Raw genomic sequence first — 16,457 nt, forward strand, 5'->3', positions numbered from 1 at the left:
GCAGCTTTCGGACCAGAACCGGTCCGTTGGCGCCGTGTGAGGCCTGTCACGACTTCGTCGGCCGATGAAGGACAATCGCGGCATGAACACACTGTCGTCCCCGTGCATCATCGCCACCCGCGAAAGCCGCCTGGCCCTGTGGCAGGCCGAGCATGTCCAGTCCCTGCTGCGCCAGCGCTTCGGCTGGAGCGTCGAGCTGCTGGGCATGACGACCAAGGGTGACCAGATCCTGGACCGCGCGCTGTCGAAGGTCGGCGGCAAGGGCCTGTTCGTCAAGGAGCTGGAAGTCGCGCTGGAGGAGGGCCGCGCCCACCTGGCGGTGCATTCGCTCAAGGACGTGCCGATGGAGATGCCCGAGGGCTTCTCGCTGTGCACCGTGCTGGAGCGCGAGGACCCGCGCGATGCCTGGGTCTCGCCCCGTTTCGAGTCGGTGCAGGCGCTGCCGCAGGGCGCGCGGGTCGGCACCTCGAGCCTGCGCCGGGTGGTGCAGCTCAAGGCGATCCGGCCGGACCTGGATGTGCAGCCGCTGCGCGGCAACCTCGATACCCGGCTGCGCAAGCTCGACGAGGGCCAGTACGACGGCATCGTGCTGGCCGCCGCGGGCCTGAAGCGCCTGGGCCTGGACGCGCGCATCCGCGCGGTGATCGATCCGGACGTGATGCTGCCGGCGGCCGGGCAGGGCGCGCTGGGCCTGGAGGTGCGCACCGATTCGACCGTGCTGCGCGAGGCGCTGGCGTCGCTGACCCACGCGCCGACCTGGCTGGCGGTGCATGCCGAGCGCGCGGTGTCGCGGGCGCTGGGCGGCAGCTGCAGCATGCCGCTGGCTGCCTGGGCGCACTGGCAGGGGGGCACGCTGGTGCTGCAGGCCCGCCTGGGCCATCCGGTCGAGGCGGCATATCCGCTTCATGTGGTGAACGTGTCGGCCGAGGTGACCGACACCGCAGCCGCCGAGGCGCTGGGCCTGGAAGCGGCGCGCCAGTTGCGCGCCGCCGGCGGCCAGGTCTGCCTGGACGCGGCCGCCGCGCTGTCGGCCGGCGCATGACGCCAGCCGCCGCGCTGCCGACGGTGCTCGTCACCCGGCCGCAGCCGCAGGCCGACGACTGGGTCGCGCGGCTGCAGGCGCTGGGCGCGCCGGCGCAGGCCCTGCCGCTGATGCGCATCGTGCGCCGCGAGGGCTTCGACGCGGCGGTGCGTGCGGCCTGGAGCGATCTGGCGCGGCACCGGCTGGTGATGTTCGTCAGCCCGAACGCGGTGCTGGCCTTCTTCGCCGGACGACCCGAGGGCGCCGCCTGGCCGGCGCAGACGCTGGCCGGCGCGACCGGCCCCGGCACGATCGCGGCGCTGCGCGCGCAGGGCGTCGAGGCGCGCTCGATCGCCGCACCCCCCGAGGATGCGGCGAGCTTCGATGCCGAATCGCTGTGGCGCCATGCGCTGGCCGGGCTGGACTGGTCCGGCCAGCTCGTGCTGATCGTGCGCGGCGAGGACGGCCGCGACTGGCTGGCCGCGACGCTGCGTCAGGCGGGCGCGCGCGTCGACGGCCTGGCCGCCTACGCGCGTGCCGAGCCGGCCTGGACCGCGGCGGAGTGCGCCGCGCTGGCTGCGGTCGGGCGCGATCCGGCCGCGCATGTCTGGCTGTTCAGCAGCTCGCAGTGCATCGCGCACCTGCTGGCGGCGCCGCTGGAGGCCGGTGAGAGGGCCGCCCTGCGCCGCGTGCCGGCGCTGGCCACCCATCCGCGCATCGCCGAGACCGCCCGCGCGGCCGGCTTTGCCGCGGTCGTGCCGGTGCGTCCGGATCCGCTTGAGGTGCGTCAGGCGCTCGACCCCTCGCAGGAGCCGCAGGCGTGATGCGTCGCACGCAGGCGCGGTCCGCTCTATACAATCTTTCCGGAGGGAGGTCCCTCCTCCCGGATCCGCATTGCCCGTGAACGATCAATCCTCCTCTTCCAGCAGTCCGGTTCCGCCGGCTGGCGCCGCCGAGGCGCCGGTCGAGGCATCCGCACCGGCCGTTCCTGCTGCCGCGCCCGCAGCGGCGTCCGTGGCGCCGGCCGCGTCCGCGCCGCCGCTGTCTGCGCCCCCGCCCGTGGCCACGCCTGCGAGCCTGCCTGCGAGCCTGCCTGCGCCCGCGCCCGCCTTGCCCGGCTGGGTCCTGCCGACCGGCCTGGTGCTGGCGCTGCTGGCCGGCGGCGGCGCCTGGACCAGCTGGCAGACGCAGCAGCGGGTGCATTCGCTCGAGATGGAGCTGGTCAAGCGCCAGCAGGACAGCGGCGAGCAGTCCGCCGAGGCCCGGGTGCTGGCGCGCCAGTCCGACGAGATCGCGCGCGACGCGGCCGCCAAGGTCGCGCTGATGGAGGCGCGTGTCTCCGAGGTCGCGCTGCAGCGCGGCCAGATCGACGATCTGCTGCAGTCGCTGTCGCGCTCGCGTGACGAGAACGCGGTGTCCGACATCGACTCGGCCATCCGGCTGGCGATCCAGCAGTCCACGCTGACCGGCTCGGCCGAGCCGCTGATGGTGGCGCTGCGCAGCGCCGACGAGCGGCTGGCGCGCATCAGCCAGCCGCGCCTGGAGCCGCTGCGCCGGGCGATCGCCCGCGACATGGACCGGGTGCGCTCGGTGGCGGTGCCCGACATCGGCTCGCTGCTGATCAAGCTCGACGAGACGGTGCGGCTGGCCGACGAGCTGCCGCTGGTCTCGCAGGCTGCCACCACCGGCCGGGCGGCGGCCCAGCAGGCACGTGCGGTGCAGGCCGCCGCCCGGGCCTCGGCCGCGCAGGGTGGAGCCGCCAGCGCGGCCTGGCCGCAGTGGCTGCAGGACTGGAGCCGGCCGGTCGAGCTGGTCTGGTCCGAGATCACCGGCCTGCTGCGGGTGACCCGCATCGATCATCCCGAGGCGATGCTGCTGTCGCCTGACCAGGGCTTCTTCCTGCGCGAGAACCTGAAGCTGCGTCTGCTCAATGCCCGGCTGTCGCTGCTGTCGCGCCAGCCCGAGGCGGCCGTCGCCGACCTGCAGGCCTGTCAGCGCATGCTGGTGACCTATTTCGACATGAGCGCGCGGCGCACCCAGATCGCTGCCGACATGCTGCGCCAGGTCTCCTCGCAGAGCCGGCTGGTCGGCATCCCGCGGCCGGACGACACGCTGGCCGCCACCACGGCCGCGCTGGCCGGACGCTGAAGGAGTCGCACGATGCGTCAGGTGGTGTGGCTGCTGATGATGTTCGCCATCGCGGTGCTGGCGGCGAGCACGCTGGGCGCCAATGACGGGCTGGTATCGATCTACTGGGCGCCGTGGCGGGTCGATCTGTCGATCAATGTCTTCGTGCTGCTGCTGCTGGCGGCAGGTTTTGTCGGCCATGTGCTGACGGGGGCGGTCTCCGGCCTGATCGATCTGCCGCAGCGGGCGCGCCAGTGGCGCACCCAGCAGCGCGAGGCGGCGGTGCAGCGCGCGATGCGCGAGGCGGTGGCGCAGCTCTTCGCCGGCCGCTACGGCCGTGCGCACAAGGCGGCGCAGCAGGCGCTGGACATCCGCATCCAGGCGCCCGACCTGAAGCTCGATCCGGATCTGCCGGTGCTGGCGCATCTGCTGTCGGCCAGTGCGCTGCACCGGCTGCAGGATCAGGGCCGGCGCGACGAGCAGCTCGCGCGTGCGCAGGCGCTGCTGGCGGATCTGCCCTCGGGCTCCGCGATCGGCGAGGGCGCCCGCATGCTGGCCGCCGAGTGGGCGGTCGACGACCGCGATGCCGATCGGGCGCTCGACCAGCTCGGTCAGCTGCCGGCCGGCGTGGCCCGCCGCACCCATGCGCTGCGGCTGAAGCTGCAGGCCACCCGTCTTGCCCGCCAGCCGCTCGAGGCGCTGAAGACCGCACGCCTGCTGGCCAAGCATCAGGGCTTCACGCCGGCGGCCGCCCAGGGGCTGCTGCGCTCGCTGGCGGTCGAGGCGCTCGACACCGCCCGCGATGCCGACCAGCTGCGCCGCATCTGGCTGCAGCTCGATGGCGCCGACCGGCGTGACCCGTATGTGGCCGCCCGCGCCGCGCGCCGTGCTGCTGCGGTCGAGGCGCCCTCCGACGCCCGGGGCTGGCTCAAGCCCCATTGGGAGCGGCTGGCCGAACTTGACGAGCGCGACCGTGGCGATGTGCTCGATGCCTTTGTCGAGGTGCTGCCGGGGCTGCCGGCCGACTGGCTGCCCTTGCTCGAGACCGCGGTCGACGCCTCGCCGCGCGATGCACATCTGGCCTATGTCGCCGGCCGGGCGATGGCCGAGCGCCAGCTCTGGGGGCGGGCGCATCGCCTGCTGGAGGTGGCTGCATCCTCGGCCGATGCGGCACCGGCGCTGCGGCTGAAGGCCTGGCGCGCGCTGGCCGAGATTGCCGAGAGCGAAGGTGACGAGGCCTTGGCTCAGCGCTGCTATCGCGAGGCGGCACGCAGCCTCTGATCCGGGGGCAAAAAATAATTGTCGGAAGTGCTTGCGGAAATTTTCAGGCGCATGCCATAATTCATATCTCAGCGAAATTCGCATGGCGGCTGTAGCTCAGTTGGATAGAGTACTTGGCTACGAACCAAGGGGTCGTGGGTTCGAATCCTGCCAGCCGCACCATAAAGTAAAGACAAATTCGCCGAGATGATCGCAAGATCAATGCGGCTGTAGCTCAGTTGGATAGAGTACTTGGCTACGAACCAAGGGGTCGTGGGTTCGAATCCTGCCAGCCGCGCCAACAAAATCAAGGACTTAGCTTCGCAAGGGGCTAAGTCCTTGTCCTTTTCTGGCCTATGTGCCCAACAAAGTGCCCAACAGGTCGGGACGGTAGGGGTCGGGTCGGGTGCCTGTCCTTGTCTCGGGCGTCCCGTGTCCCTGTCGGTGGGGCTCGGTCAGTCGCTGGGGGTGTCCCATCCGCTAGAGGTGTTGGGCACAAGGCCCCGCGATGTTGGGCACATGCCCGCGTGCCTTCGCACGGTGTAAGGTGTTGGCATGAAAACACGCCCACTTCTGGCGCTGCCCGACTATCAGCGCATCTATCAGGTCATCTACAGCGTTCTTGAGGCAAGCGAAGTTGCCCGCACGCATCGGGCCTGTATCCTGTTCACCATCGCGGGGACGTTGATCCTTCGGGAGCATTACAAGCTGCCCGCCACGATCAGCGCCGGATTCATGGGGATGATGGTTGACGAGAAAAGCTCAACCGTCGCCATGTATGGCCGCATGGGTGACGGGCCAGAAAGTGACGGGCAGGCGTTTCATGCGTGGGTCGAGTGCCAAGGGTGGCTGATTGACTTCATGGCCCCCATCATGGGCATGGCCTTCAAGGAAGACGGGCACCCGTTGGACTTGCCGCGCTGGATGCTTCAGAAGCCATTGGCGGAACGGAAGTCCGATATCAACGAACTACAGCGGGTCGGGGACTTCTACCTTGAGCATGATTCCGCGCTTGCTGAATCGCTGATTGACTCCCAATCGGCGGGCTCGATAGACCTAGCGAATGTCTGCCTTGCTTGGTTCCGGCGTCCCCCATCGGCCTTGAAGGAACTGGCGCTAGGTGACAGTCACGGCAAGCCCAAGAAACTTGTGTTGCGTGCCCCGTCGATTGAGGGCGTTTGGTGATCGTCACCCGGTGCAGCAGGCAGGCGTGAGGGGAAAGCCTGCAATCAGTTGCACGACACAGGCGGCGGTCAATCCGTCGCAGTGGTGGCGCGGCCCTTCGCCTGCACTCGCATTCGGCGTTCTACGTCCTTGAGCATGTCCGAGGGTGTGATGTCCAGGGCATCGCAAAGCCTGAAGACCATCCGCACGCTTGGACTGTTGCGGCCAAGCTCGATCAAGGACACATAGTTGCGGTCAACGTCTGCCCGCAACGCCAAGTCCGTTTGCGTCCACTTCCGTTTTGTGCGCAGGTTGCGCAGTGCCTGCCCGAATGCTTGGTCTGGTTCTATCAAAGCCTTGCCCAATAAATTGAGCAAGGGTCACGGGCTGCACCCCTCTGAATTCCGTATATATGCTGCAAAATGCGGCATTGAAAGGAATCTCAAAAGATGGCGCTTACAACATGCAGGGAGTGCGGGAAGCAGGTCAGCACGGACGCGAAGGCTTGCCCCCACTGCGGAACTTCGGAACCCGCCAAGAAGAAGGCAAAGGGCGGCATTGGCAAGTGGTTGCTGATCGTCTTTGCAATCGGTCTGGTGGCAATGGTGCTGCCCAAGAAGGACAAGGCCACGGCGGCGGCGAAGCCACCAGTGCAAGCGGCCCCGGCTCAGGTCACAAAGCCAGCGAACAAGCCGGACATTGAACAGTGCTTCGCGGCGGGCACGGCCTTGGCAAAGGTGTTTTTGGCGAACTTCTCACAAGCTGCGGATGCGGGCTTGATGGCATCCGACACGATGAAGCAGGGATGCGAAAAGCAAGTGGGCGACAAGGGCGGCGACTGCGTGCGCCAGTGCGAAACCGCCTTCCGTGTCGAAGCAAAGGGCGCTGTGCAGGGGCTGAAGTAGCCCGCGCCGTGCAATCAATTGCAGCGGGTCGAGGCGTCAGGCAGTCGCCACACGGCGGGCCAGCGGAAACGCGATGTCCCGCAACACTTCACCCATGAGGGGGCCAAAGATCGCGGCCCCGAGTTCGATTGCATCTTTCCCCGTGGGCAAGGTCGGGGCTTGCTTCTTCAGGCCCCAGGCAAGGGCGATGCGTTCGCCCCTCGTGAGTGCTGCCGTGATCGTGTCGGGCAAGGCATCCAACACGGCGGGGTCGGCTTCATATGCCGCAAGCCCCAGGCCCCACAAGCGATGATCCGGGAAGGTCAGCAAGTCGCGGGCCTTCACATGGGGCAGCAGACGGCAAACCATGTTGATGAGTGCGGCCCGGATGCCGTCGCTGTATCCGTCGCATTGCTCGCTGCCCAGGCGCATGAAGTCGCGCCATCGTTGAATGTGCGTGGCTTCGTCTTCGGCGGGGTTGCGGATCGGGTGCGGGGCGTGGGCGAGGTTCACGGCTTGATTCCTTGCAGTAGGGCTAGAACGGCGTGGAAGTGCTGTCCATCATCAGCGGGCGGGGTCGGTGTGCCCGTGGCTTCCAGCACAAGGCGCACGGCCTGCAATCGCGTTGCGGGCGGGCCGGATTCCATGAGGTGCGCCAGCACTTCAACGGCTCGCAGTCGGTGGGCTGTCAGGCTCAGGGCGGTTTCCTCATGCACGGTGCTTAGAAGCCCTTGCACGTAGGCGGTGAAGGCGGGCAGGCGTGCCCATCCGCACATGGTCTGAGGCGACACGCCCACGGTCTTTGCTGCCTGCCGCTGTGACTGCCCGGAAGCAATCAGGGAAGCGGCGTGCAATTGCTTGGGCGTGAGGCTTGCCATGTTCGGAATCCTTCGCCTTCGTTCAACCCTTCAGGGCTGCCCCCGTCATGGGTCGCCATGCGCTGGAAGTCGGCAGGGCTTGCCCTTCACCCTTGCGGGCAGTCAGCCCCAGGGCAGCGGCTGCCATGCGGCCCCCGATGTTGCGAAGGCCCCAGGCGTTGCCCGCACCTTGCGGCTTGCCGTCGCTCTTGGTTGCGCTCAAGCGATTGAAGGCGCTTCGCTTCGCGTTGAAGGCTTCCATTGCAAGGGCTTCGCGCTGGGTCTTCTCCCGTTGGGCGATGGCTGCATCAATGGCTTCGGCCAAGTGCTCGCCCATCGTTTGATAGTTCTCAGGCGTTAGGGTGGAAGCGGGGCGCGAGTTGATCGGCTGTTTCGGGGTGTTGCCCGCACGGCCCAAGGTGGTGGGGGTGCCCACGTTGGAAAAGTTGCTCGGGGCCGTGGTGCGGGTCAGGGTGGCATCCGTGGGGGCCGTGCTTGCTGCGGGTGCCTTCGGGATGGCCGGGGCAGCGTCCCCCAGGTCGCGGGCGCTGGGGCCTGCCAGGATTTGGGCAAAGGGAATCACAAGCCCTTTGCGGGCCGTGGATTGGCGGGCGATGTTCTCGCCCCGGTACACCTTGCGCACGGTCACACGTTCGGCAAAGCCGGGGACGTTCTCGCAAAGGTCAGCAAGGACATTCAGGGGGATGGTTTGGGCGGTCATGTTGCGTTCTCCGGGTTGGAAAATAGGTTTCAGCTATGAGTATCATTCTACCAATAGTCAAGTGCAATTGAAAGGGTATGAGGGGATTACCAAAGCCCAAGCTCTGTCATTGCCTTGTCCACGTCTTCAGCGGTTGCAATCGCCTTTTCCTTTATTTCCGTGGGTTTTGGTGCCCCTTCGAACTTCGGTTTGTTGGGGGGGATTCCTGCAATTGATTGCACGGCCTTCGCGTGGTGGTGGAATCCAGCGGGTTCCAGGTGGTGCGCCTTGTCCGGGTTTGCTGATATGTTCAAGTCGCATAGGTAAGCGGCTTGCTTTGTCACCATGTCCCGGATTCGGTCGCGTACCTTTCGGATAAAGGCTTGCACTTCCTGAAGCTGAGTTTCTAGCCTGTCTTTGTAGCCGGATGCTTCCTTGCCCATGCGGGCCAGCGTCTTGGAGTAATCGGCTTCCAGTTCTAGGGCCACTTTCCTTTGCACTTCCAGCGGGGCCAATCTCAGGGCCTTGTGTACCTTCAAAATGCCTTCCCATTGGTGGCGGGGGTAGATTCCTTCCATCAAGGGGGCGTCCCCCAGGAAGTCGGGCAGGTGTTTGAAGGGCTTTGCCTGCCCAGCATCGAAGGCCCCCCACTTCTTCAGCATTGCATCGTGAAGGGTGTCCAAGTCGGGGTACTTTTCCCGGTGATTCTTGCGGAATTGCTTTATTGCCTCTTGGGACTTGTTCTTGATTCCCAATTCCTTGAGTTTTTCAACTAGCTGGCGGTCAGTGATGTATCGGCCTTGCCACTTGACCTTGCACCCGATACCGGGCTTGTCCGCTGCCTTTTCGGTGGCTTGAACTTGCTTGTCTGCCCACTCCAATGAACCCCAGGGCTGTTCACTTCTGATTCGCTGATGCCCCAAACTACAGGGCGGAACGAAGCAGAAGGAGCGAGAGCGGGATGACGACGATGCTGAAACGCAGTCTGGCGCAGGTCAGTGATCCGCGCCGAGCGCAGGGGCGGCGCTACGACCTGCCACACGTGCTGCTGTACAGCGTGCTGGCGGTAGCGTCGGGGGCGACGTCGTACCGCAAGATCGAGCAGTTCATGCAGACGCACTGGGAGCGGCTCAACGAGGCGTTCGGCAGCCGCTGCAAGCGCGCGCCGGCGTACACGGGGCTGCGCAAGATCCTGCAAGGGCTCGATGCGCGAGAGGTGGAGGCGGCGCTGCGGCGCGTGGCGAGCGAGCAGGTCGAGCAGATGGCCGACGAGGCGGGCCGAGCGGTGATCGCGCTGGATGGCAAGGTGCTGCGCGGCAGCCTGGATCGGTTCGAGGATCGGCGAGCGGCGCAGGTGCTCAGCGCGCTGGCGGTGTCGCAGCGGGTGGTGCTGGGGCACGTGCTGATCGAGGATGGCAGCAAGGATCACGAGATCGCGGCGGCCCAGCGCCTGATCGAGGAGCTGGGGCTGGGCGGGTGCCTGTACACGCTCGACGCGCTGCACTTGCAAAAAACACGGTCGAGCTGATCGTCGCCTCGGGCGGCGACATGCTGGTGCAGCTCAAGGCCAACCAGCCCGGGCTGCTGGCGCGCATGCGCGAGCACATCCGGCGGCGCCCCGCCGGCGACACGCACTACAGCGCCACGCTGGGCCGGCGCAATCGCATCGAGCAGCGCCGCGTGCGCGTGTGGCTCCTCAACCCCGGCAGCGGTCATGCGCCCTGGCACGATCACTTCCAGTGCCTCGTCGAGGTCACCCGCTCCACCGAGATCTTCGATCCCGCCCGCAAGGCCTTCGCCCCTCGCGCCGAAGCACCGGCCCTTTACCTGTGCACCACCCGGGCCAGCGCCGACGACTTCGCCCTCGCCATCCGCGGCCACTGGCGCATCGAGAACCAGCTCCACCACGTCCTCGATACCGCCTTGGCCGAGGACGCCTGTCGCATCCGGCGCAATCCCGGTGTCTTTGCAGCGCTGCGCCATCTCGCCCTCAATCTGCTGCGCGCCAATGGCGAGGTCCACATCGCTCAAGCCCTCTATCGCAATGCCCTGTGCCTTGAGCGGATCCTGGGCTATGCGGGCGTCCGGGAGAAGTGAACAGCCCTGGGTCATGAGCAGGAATGCAAGGCGGTGTGCCCCGTGCCTGCCCTTGTGGGTGCGAATGATTCGATACCCGCTTGCGTTGATATGTCCCGCTTCCTGCCCCGCTTTGGCAGTTCCACGGCGGTTGACCTTCCATCGAAAGGCCCCGGTGTCGGGGTCATATTCCAGCAGTTTGGCGAGTTCATCCCTTGTCATGGCCTGCCCCCTCCAATTCGGCAACGTAGGCGGGCAGGTCTGGAATCAGCGTCCAATCGTCCCCGGAATCCTCTTCCAAGTAATACCGCTGCCCCGCTGGGGTGGTTTCGGTGCCCCAATCGCGCAAGACAAGGCCGGAACCCTTCAGAATCCGATTGCCCTTTGCCAAAAGCTGGGTGGCGTGTTTCGGCTTGGTGGGTGGCTCGGTCGGTGGGGCGGGGACGTGCGGGCGCTTGCCGTCCCGGATGTGGTGAATCGTGACGGTCATTGCTGCCCCTCCTTCGCGCTGGTGAAGTACGGGCGCACGGTGGCGGAATGCCAGTAGGGGCGGCGTCCAAAGATGCCATCCGGGGGCGGGAAGTCACCCGCTGCAATGCGGCGCTTCAGCGTGCTATCGCTGGTCTTCAGCAGCGTGAGAACGTGCCCCAGCAAGACACGTTGGGGCGTGCTCAGGTCAAGGCCCGACACTGCCAGCTTCCGGGCGTGGCCCTTGTTGGGCTTGGGTGCTGGCTTGGCTTTGGGGGGAAGTTCTGCAACTGGCTGCAAGGCCAGGGCAGCGGGGGCCGGGGTGGCGTGTGCCGCACTGGTGGCGGCTTTCTTGATGAACTGAATCGGCATAGGACAGGCTTTCCGGCGCAAGAATGCAAAAAGCCGTGGTGTGGTGCGCCAAAAAGCCAGCACGGCTAATTTGCGCAACACATTCACGGCTTGCCGGAATGCCCGATGTCCTACGGGTCAGTTACTACCCGCCCAATGGTGCAGGGCGGGTGCGGTTATTCTCTTATAACCCCCTAGTAATCGTCAAGAGTAATCAAGCGGCTTTTGTTGGCAGTGCCACCACGTTGGATTTCTTCCCATTCAGTGCCCATTCCAGATGTTGCCCCAAGCGGTTCCATGCGTCTTGAAGCTCCGGCCATCGGTCGGACTTCTGATAGGTGCGGGTCAGCTTGTCCGGGACGTGGTTCAAGGCCCGTTCGATGATTTCCACCGACACGCCACGGTCACCCATGATCGTTGCAGCGGTGCGGCGCAGGTCGTGGGGTGTCCACTCGCCCCCGGACAAAAGAAGCGTGGCGGTCGCCTTGCTACGGCCCTTCATGGGCGTGGTGCGCTGCCTGTCCTTCACTTGCTTGGCAATGCTCTTCACGCAAACGTGTTCGGTCGGGTTGCCTTCGGCGTCCCGCTTGTTGTCGGCGGGGTAACACCAGGGCGTGCCCCCGGTCAGGGTGTGCAGTTCCTTGAAGAGGGTCAGGGCGAAGTCCGACAAGTGAACGTGGTGCTCTTCCCCGTTCTTGGCGTTCTCCGAGGGGATGCGCCACGTTCTCTTGTCGAGGTTGACGTGTTCCCACTTGGCGCGGCTCACTTCCCCGACACGGGCAGCGGTGCCCAGCATGATCCACAGTGCAAGCTCGGTCGTGCGTTGCAGCTTCGCGGCGGGCAGCTTGTCCCGAAGCTCCAACAGTTCGGACTCGGGCTTGTCGGTCTTGGTCACCCACAGCACGCGCTCACGCTCTTTGTAGGCCGGGGCAATGTCGGACTTCTTCAGCTTGTGCAGCGGGGAAACTTCGATGTAGTCCCGGCGCACGGCCCATTCAAGGAACTGGCTCAGGTCAGCGAACAAGCGGCCCGCCATGCGTGGGGCGCGTTCCTTGATGCCATCGAACAGGCCCGCCCAAGTACTCTTGGGGATGACGGACAGGGGGCGATTGCCCAGCGTGGGGAACACGTCCCGCTCGAAACTGCGGATGACTTCGGCCCCATCGTCCTTGCGGCCCTTGTCGCCTTGCTTCTTCAGTTCCAGGGCCTGCCACTTGAGGGCAAGGGCCTTCACGGTTTCTTCCTCATGAACCCGCTTCACTTCGGCTTGGGTGTGGGCGGCTTGTACCTTGGACAGTTGCCGCTCGGTGCTGGGGTTCTTGCCCGCCTTGTGCTGTTCGATTGCCCAGGCGTGGGCGTCCCGGATGTCCTTCAGGCTGTCACCCGGCCACGTTCCGGCTGTGAAGTCGCACAGCTTGCCAGCGTGGCGGAAGCGCCAGCGGAAGAGAACGGACGCGGTGCCGTCCTTGGTGCGCCTCACCACGCCATAGAGGCCCCCGGCTTCGGTCACGCGGGTAACGGTCGGGGACTTCACGGCGGCTTGAAGTTCAAGGTGTTGCCAGCGTGTGCCCTTCGGCTTGGCTGTCGTGCCCGTAGAGGCTTCGGCGGTGTCGGTGGTGGTCTCGGTCGTGTCGGTCATTGTTCGCCCCTTGTGCGGCCCGCTGGGGGCCTTGCTGCGCCTGTTGCTGGGGCGGGGCACATTCATTTGTGCCCAACAGTGTGCCCAACAAGTTATTGGGCTAGAGTGTATCAGGTTGGGGGGAACAAAGGGGTAGCAATTACCAAGTTCACTAGGTTTGTCAAATACTTAGCGCGGTCTGTCGGTTCGCTTCATTCGGGGCACTTTTGCTTCGTACCTTCCTACGAACCAAGGGGTAGTGGGTTCGAATCCTGCCAGCCGCGCCAACCAAATCAACGGGTTAGCTCTCACAAGGGGCTGACCCGTTTGTCTTTCCTGGGCTCGGGGGTCCACCCAGGGGTCCACCGGTGGTGGGATCGCGGAGGACGCTGCGGGATGGCACTGGACGGCTCCTGCGTCGCAAGCGCGAGCACCAGCGTATCGGGGGACACCTTCAACGGGCGACTGCCAGCAGAAGACTGGGGACGGTCATTCAGTTCGCGACGGCCAATGTCGGCGGCCGCCGGAAGCGGCCGCTCGACTTCTGCAGCGGCCTGTGACCGCAGTGCCCAGAAAGCTGCCTTCGACCTTGTTTGCCCGGTCCGCGCGGGCGCCTTCGCTCAGGTGCTTGGCTACGTCAGCTCTCTTTGAGCGCCATGTGGCGATGCCGACCCTGAAGAGACATGGGCCGTCCCGATCTCGCCGCCCTGAAGCTGCCGGTCGGGCAACCTCGCTGTCACCCGTAGTAGGCCCCGTGACGGAGGGCACACGTCGGCGGGCAGCCATCAAGGCGATTGAGGCACGGAGCACGGCTTGAGACCGTGCGGGCTCACCCCACCGGGAGCCCAACGTGCGAGCCACGGCGCAGCAACCCCAGCGGGCGCCGGATGTCGCGCCGCTGCACTACGAGCGCCACCGTCCCGAGCAGACCACGCTGTACCGCCTGGTGCAGCAGCACGCGGCCAGCTTCATCGCGCACACCGAGGCCAGCACAGGCGCCGAGTTGCCGAGGTTCATCAAGGACGAGTTCGACGCGTTCCTCGAGTGCGGCATCCTGGCCCACGGCTTCTTGCGCCTGCGCTGCGGCGAGTGCGGCCACGACAAGCTGCTGGCCTTCAGCTGCAAGCGGCGGGGGTTCTGCCCGTCATGCGGTGCGCGGCGGATGTCGCAGACCGCGGCGCACCTGGTGGACCACGTCATCCCCCATGTGCCGGTGCGGCAGTGGGTGCTGTCGCTGCCGATCCCGCTGCGCGTGCTGCTGGCCGCACAGCCCGAACTGGTCACGCCGGTGCTGCAGGTGGTGCAGCGCGTGCTCACGCGACATCTGCTGGACGCTGCCGGGCTCCAGGCCGACGAAGGCCATGGCGGCGCGGTCACGCTGATGCAACGCTTTGGGTCGGCCGCCAACCTGAACATCCACCTCCACTGCCTGGTCCTGGACGGGGTGTACCGCTGCGACGCCGATGGCGTGCCCGGTTTCATCGAGGCGGGTGCGCCGACCGACGACGAGCTCGGTGCACTGCTGCACACCATCATTGCCCGGCTCATGAAGATGCTCACGCGCCGGGGCGTGCTGGTCGAGGACATGGGCCAGACCTACCTGGCCGAGCCGGATGCCGACGCTGGCACCCAACGCCGAGTTGCGCCAGCTGGTGGTGCCACAAGGGCCCGAGGCGCAAGAGCAGGCCACCGATGCCACAGCTGCCGCCGAGTGCGAGGTCGAGACCATCCAGGCAGGGCCGCACCGCATCAGCTGGGCGCGGCTGCTCAAGCGCGTCTTTGACATCGACATGCAGCACTGCCCGAACTGCGGCGGGGGCGAGCTGAAGATCATTGCGGCCATCCTCGAGCGGCCGGTCATCCAGAAGATCCTGACTCACCTGGGGCTGGACCCGCAGCCACCGCCTCGGGGGCGGGCGCGCGAGGCAGGGCAAGACTTCGCTGCCTGAGCCGCGCCGGCCATCACAAAGACTTCGCCCGGGCCCTCAGGCTGCGTTGCCAGCGGCAGCCAGGATGGCCCTGCGCCGCATGCTGGCTCGATACCTACGGATTCAGGGTCAACCCTGATATCGAGGCCCAGCGAGCCCCAAGCGATGCGTCAGGGGCTGGCCGGATCACGACAAGACGACGTCGCAGCCGTCAGTTCCAAGCCATCCAGACCGGTATCGGCCGGCCATCTATGCGTCTCTCGGGCTTGCCGGGCTTGCCAGAGACCGTTTGAATTTCCTATGCGCCCGGCAATGAGCACGCGCGCCTCGGGCTGGAACAGCATCACGGCCTCGGGGTCGTGCCCCGGCGCGGCCACGATGTCGCAGTTCGCCTCGCCCAGGCGCAGCGCCTGGCCGGGCACCAGGGCGGCATCGGTGTGGAAGCGGCGGCAGCGTTGGTCCAGTTCCTGGAAGGTGAGTGCTTCTTCGTCCCACTGGCGCACGGCCTCGAAGCTGGGCTCGGGCACGAAGGTGGCGCAGCGGTGCGCTTCCTGCAGCCAGGCGTTGCCGCCGCAGTGGTCGGAATGCATGTGGGTGTTGAGCACCCGGCCCAGGCGTTCGCCCTTCAAAGCGTGGGCCAGCAGCTGCAGGGTGAGCGGGGCATGGCTGTCGAAGCCGGTGTCCACCACGGCGGCACCCTCGCCGCCGGCATGGCCGGCAAAGACGATGTGGTTGGAGCTGAGCCAGTCGCGCTGCAGCACGGTGGCGCCCAGTTCGGCCAGGGCCTGGGCGGCGTTCACGCCCGGCGTGGGGTGCGGGGAGGTCATGCCGTGCCCCCCGCGCGTCCAGGTGCCGGGCCAGCGCGGTTTCGCGCTGCGCCACCAGGGCCAGGAAGTCCTCGGCGCCCTTCATCGCGGCAAAGGTGTCGAAGCCGGTCTCCAGGAAGTGCTGCAGTTCGCCCAGGCCGGCGGCAGCGGCGGGGCGGCGCATCAGGTGCAGGGCCTGGCGCAGGCCGGGCTTGCGGGTGTAGCGGTCCAGCGTGCGGCCCACGTCGAGCATGAGCTCGATCTGCCGCTGCCTGCTCGCCGGCTGGCCCACCTGGGTGGCCAGGCCAGCGCCGGGTGGCCGCTGTGGCTGGGCCTGGCGCTGCTTCACCCGGCGGTGCTGGGCCTGCAGTTCGTGCTGCAGGCCCGTCACGCCGTGGGCGACCCGGCCCCGCCGGCCACGCCGGCGCAGCGCCTGCGCGCCTGGGCGGCGGAATGGTGGGTGTCGACCCAGGTCTTCGGCTGGTGGCAGCCCTGGCGCACCGATGCTGAAGCCGACTTCCTGCCCCCCGGCCCCAAGCGCCGCGGCGTGGTGCTGGTGCATGGCTACTTCTGCAACCGCGGCCTGTGGCTGGACTGGATGGCCAAGCTGCGCCTGCATGGCGTGCCCTTCTTGGCGGTGACGCTGGAGCCGCACTTCGGCAGCATCGATGCCACCGTGCCCACCCTGGAAGCGGCCGTGCAGGCGCTGGAAGAACACACCGGCCTGCCGCCGCTGCTGGTGGGCCACAGCATGGGCGGCCTGGCCATCCGCGCCTGGCTGCGCGCCACGCCCGGGGCCCTGCAGCGCTGCCACCACGTGGTGACGGTGGGCACCCCGCACCGCGGCACCTGGCTGGCAAGGTTTGCGCACACTTACAACGGGAAGCAGATGCGGCTTGAAAGCCGCTGGCTGCGCAGCCTGGCTGCGGCGGAACCTGCCGGGCTCGCGCAGCACTTCAGCTGCCTGTACAGCCACTGCGACAACATCGTCTTCCCGGTCAGCAGTGCCGTGCTTCCGGGCGCTGCCGAGGTGCGGCACCTGCCGGGCCGGGCGCATGTGGAGCTGCTGCGCGACCCCGAGGTGTGGGCCCTGGTGATGCGCTGCCTGCAGGAACGCAGCCAGCCCGGCGCCTTGCCGGGCTGAACACCGCAGCGGCGGGAAACTGGCCGGCGGGTGCCGGTCAATTTCCGCCGCTG

17 protein-coding genes, 2 tRNA genes and 2 pseudogenes are annotated in these 16,457 nt (G+C 66.9%); 11 read left to right on the top strand and 10 right to left on the bottom strand.

All coding sequences use genetic code 11. The features are described from left to right. Positions 1-82 precede the first annotated feature (82 nt). From hemC to NFT33_RS07100, 7 genes are all read left to right on the top strand, one after another. Positions 83-1,042 carry a hydroxymethylbilane synthase gene (gene hemC / locus NFT33_RS07070; RefSeq protein WP_251674151.1) on the top strand — a complete coding sequence of 320 codons (960 nt, stop codon included), beginning with the start codon at positions 83-85 and terminating at the stop codon, positions 1,040-1,042. Next, positions 1,039-1,845, top strand: coding sequence for a uroporphyrinogen-III synthase (locus tag NFT33_RS07075; RefSeq protein ID WP_251674153.1), 807 nt, complete (start codon positions 1,039-1,041; stop codon positions 1,843-1,845). Before hemC ends, NFT33_RS07075 begins: the two co-directional genes overlap by 4 nt. Positions 1,846-2,131: 286 nt before the next feature. Further along, positions 2,132-3,169, top strand: a complete 1,038-nt coding sequence (locus tag NFT33_RS07080; protein WP_251674154.1) for a uroporphyrinogen-III C-methyltransferase — start codon at positions 2,132-2,134, stop codon at positions 3,167-3,169. Between the two features lie 12 nt (positions 3,170-3,181). After that, positions 3,182-4,429, top strand: a complete 1,248-nt coding sequence (locus NFT33_RS07085) for a heme biosynthesis HemY N-terminal domain-containing protein (RefSeq protein ID WP_251674156.1) — start codon at positions 3,182-3,184, stop codon at positions 4,427-4,429. A gap of 85 nt (positions 4,430-4,514) precedes the next feature. Next, positions 4,515-4,591, top strand: a tRNA-Arg gene (locus NFT33_RS07090). Between the two features lie 41 nt (positions 4,592-4,632). Continuing rightward, positions 4,633-4,709 (top strand) — tRNA-Arg (locus tag NFT33_RS07095). Between the two features lie 254 nt (positions 4,710-4,963). Further along, on the top strand, positions 4,964-5,593 hold the full coding sequence (locus NFT33_RS07100) for a DUF2026 family protein (RefSeq protein WP_220787637.1): 630 nt from the start codon (positions 4,964-4,966) through the stop codon (positions 5,591-5,593). Between the two features lie 68 nt (positions 5,594-5,661). On the opposite strand, the gene NFT33_RS07105 is transcribed toward NFT33_RS07100, so the two are convergent. After that, on the bottom strand, positions 5,662-5,949 hold the full coding sequence (locus NFT33_RS07105; RefSeq protein WP_246607773.1) for a helix-turn-helix domain-containing protein: 288 nt from the start codon (positions 5,947-5,949) through the stop codon (positions 5,662-5,664). Positions 5,950-6,021: 72 nt separating this feature from the next. Between NFT33_RS07105 and NFT33_RS07110 the strand changes: the two genes are divergently transcribed. Next, the gene (locus NFT33_RS07110) at positions 6,022-6,477 is read left to right on the top strand and encodes a zinc-ribbon domain-containing protein (protein WP_220787636.1); all 456 of its coding nucleotides are present in this window, start codon (positions 6,022-6,024) and stop codon (positions 6,475-6,477) included. Positions 6,478-6,513: 36 nt separating this feature from the next. Here NFT33_RS07110 and NFT33_RS07115 read toward each other — a convergent pair whose 3' ends face one another. The 4 genes from NFT33_RS07115 to NFT33_RS07130 form a co-directional block, all read right to left on the bottom strand. After that, on the bottom strand, positions 6,514-6,969 hold the full coding sequence (locus tag NFT33_RS07115; protein WP_220787635.1) for a hypothetical protein: 456 nt from the start codon (positions 6,967-6,969) through the stop codon (positions 6,514-6,516). Then, on the bottom strand, positions 6,966-7,334 hold the full coding sequence (locus NFT33_RS07120; protein ID WP_220787634.1) for a hypothetical protein: 369 nt from the start codon (positions 7,332-7,334) through the stop codon (positions 6,966-6,968). Before NFT33_RS07120 ends, NFT33_RS07115 begins: the two co-directional genes overlap by 4 nt. A gap of 22 nt (positions 7,335-7,356) precedes the next feature. Next, positions 7,357-8,034 carry a hypothetical protein gene (locus NFT33_RS07125; protein WP_220787633.1) on the bottom strand — a complete coding sequence of 226 codons (678 nt, stop codon included), beginning with the start codon at positions 8,032-8,034 and terminating at the stop codon, positions 7,357-7,359. An 86-nt stretch (positions 8,035-8,120) separates the two neighbouring features. Continuing rightward, complete coding sequence (locus NFT33_RS07130) at positions 8,121-8,894, bottom strand: hypothetical protein (protein ID WP_251674158.1); 774 nt, start codon at positions 8,892-8,894, stop codon at positions 8,121-8,123. Positions 8,895-9,007: 113 nt separating this feature from the next. On the opposite strand from NFT33_RS07130, the pseudogene NFT33_RS07135 reads away from it, so the two are divergent. Then, positions 9,008-10,107, top strand: a pseudogene (locus tag NFT33_RS07135) (ISAs1 family transposase); the annotation flags it as partial. Positions 10,108-10,297: 190 nt separating this feature from the next. Here the strand turns inward: NFT33_RS07135 and NFT33_RS07140 are convergent. The 3 genes from NFT33_RS07140 to NFT33_RS07150 form a co-directional block, all read right to left on the bottom strand. Then, on the bottom strand, positions 10,298-10,579 hold the full coding sequence (locus NFT33_RS07140; RefSeq protein ID WP_220788011.1) for a hypothetical protein: 282 nt from the start codon (positions 10,577-10,579) through the stop codon (positions 10,298-10,300). Next, positions 10,576-10,929, bottom strand: a complete 354-nt coding sequence (locus NFT33_RS07145) for a helix-turn-helix transcriptional regulator (RefSeq protein WP_220788010.1) — start codon at positions 10,927-10,929, stop codon at positions 10,576-10,578. Before NFT33_RS07145 ends, NFT33_RS07140 begins: the two co-directional genes overlap by 4 nt. A 193-nt stretch (positions 10,930-11,122) precedes the next feature. Then, positions 11,123-12,547 carry a tyrosine-type recombinase/integrase gene (locus tag NFT33_RS07150; protein WP_220788009.1) on the bottom strand — a complete coding sequence of 475 codons (1,425 nt, stop codon included), beginning with the start codon at positions 12,545-12,547 and terminating at the stop codon, positions 11,123-11,125. A gap of 829 nt (positions 12,548-13,376) precedes the next feature. On the opposite strand from NFT33_RS07150, the gene NFT33_RS07155 reads away from it, so the two are divergent. Next, complete coding sequence (locus tag NFT33_RS07155; RefSeq protein WP_220787906.1) at positions 13,377-14,309, top strand: transposase zinc-binding domain-containing protein; 933 nt, start codon at positions 13,377-13,379, stop codon at positions 14,307-14,309. 315 nt (positions 14,310-14,624) lie between these two features. On the opposite strand, the gene NFT33_RS07160 is transcribed toward NFT33_RS07155, so the two are convergent. Continuing rightward, a complete protein-coding gene (locus NFT33_RS07160) occupies positions 14,625-15,254 on the bottom strand; it encodes an MBL fold metallo-hydrolase (protein WP_251674160.1) in 630 nt (209 codons plus the stop codon). A gap of 97 nt (positions 15,255-15,351) precedes the next feature. Then, positions 15,352-15,513, bottom strand: a pseudogene (locus NFT33_RS19380) (DUF8198 family protein); the annotation flags it as partial. Here NFT33_RS19380 and NFT33_RS07165 point away from each other — a divergent pair. Next, positions 15,448-16,404, top strand: coding sequence for an esterase/lipase family protein (locus NFT33_RS07165; protein WP_446829398.1), 957 nt, complete (start codon positions 15,448-15,450; stop codon positions 16,402-16,404). The pseudogene NFT33_RS19380 and the gene NFT33_RS07165 sit on opposite strands and share 66 nt — an antisense overlap. Positions 16,405-16,457 lie beyond the last annotated feature (53 nt).

The organism is Sphaerotilus sp. FB-3, assembly GCF_023706025.1.
Taxonomy (GTDB): Bacteria; Pseudomonadota; Gammaproteobacteria; order Burkholderiales; family Burkholderiaceae_C; genus Sphaerotilus; species Sphaerotilus sulfidivorans.

Coding starts and splice junctions, on each gene's coding strand:
- hemC (WP_251674151.1), top strand. CDS start 83: ATGAACACACTGTCGTCCCCGTGCATCATCGCCACCCGCGAAAGCCGC.
- NFT33_RS07075 (WP_251674153.1), top strand. CDS start 1,039: ATGACGCCAGCCGCCGCGCTGCCGACGGTGCTCGTCACCCGGCCGCAG.
- NFT33_RS07085 (WP_251674156.1), top strand. CDS start 3,182: ATGCGTCAGGTGGTGTGGCTGCTGATGATGTTCGCCATCGCGGTGCTG.
- NFT33_RS07100 (WP_220787637.1), top strand. CDS start 4,964: ATGAAAACACGCCCACTTCTGGCGCTGCCCGACTATCAGCGCATCTAT.
- NFT33_RS07110 (WP_220787636.1), top strand. CDS start 6,022: ATGGCGCTTACAACATGCAGGGAGTGCGGGAAGCAGGTCAGCACGGAC.
- NFT33_RS07120 (WP_220787634.1), bottom strand. CDS start 7,334: ATGGCAAGCCTCACGCCCAAGCAATTGCACGCCGCTTCCCTGATTGCT.
- NFT33_RS07125 (WP_220787633.1), bottom strand. CDS start 8,034: ATGACCGCCCAAACCATCCCCCTGAATGTCCTTGCTGACCTTTGCGAG.
- NFT33_RS07140 (WP_220788011.1), bottom strand. CDS start 10,579: ATGACCGTCACGATTCACCACATCCGGGACGGCAAGCGCCCGCACGTC.
- NFT33_RS07145 (WP_220788010.1), bottom strand. CDS start 10,929: ATGCCGATTCAGTTCATCAAGAAAGCCGCCACCAGTGCGGCACACGCC.
- NFT33_RS07150 (WP_220788009.1), bottom strand. CDS start 12,547: ATGACCGACACGACCGAGACCACCACCGACACCGCCGAAGCCTCTACG.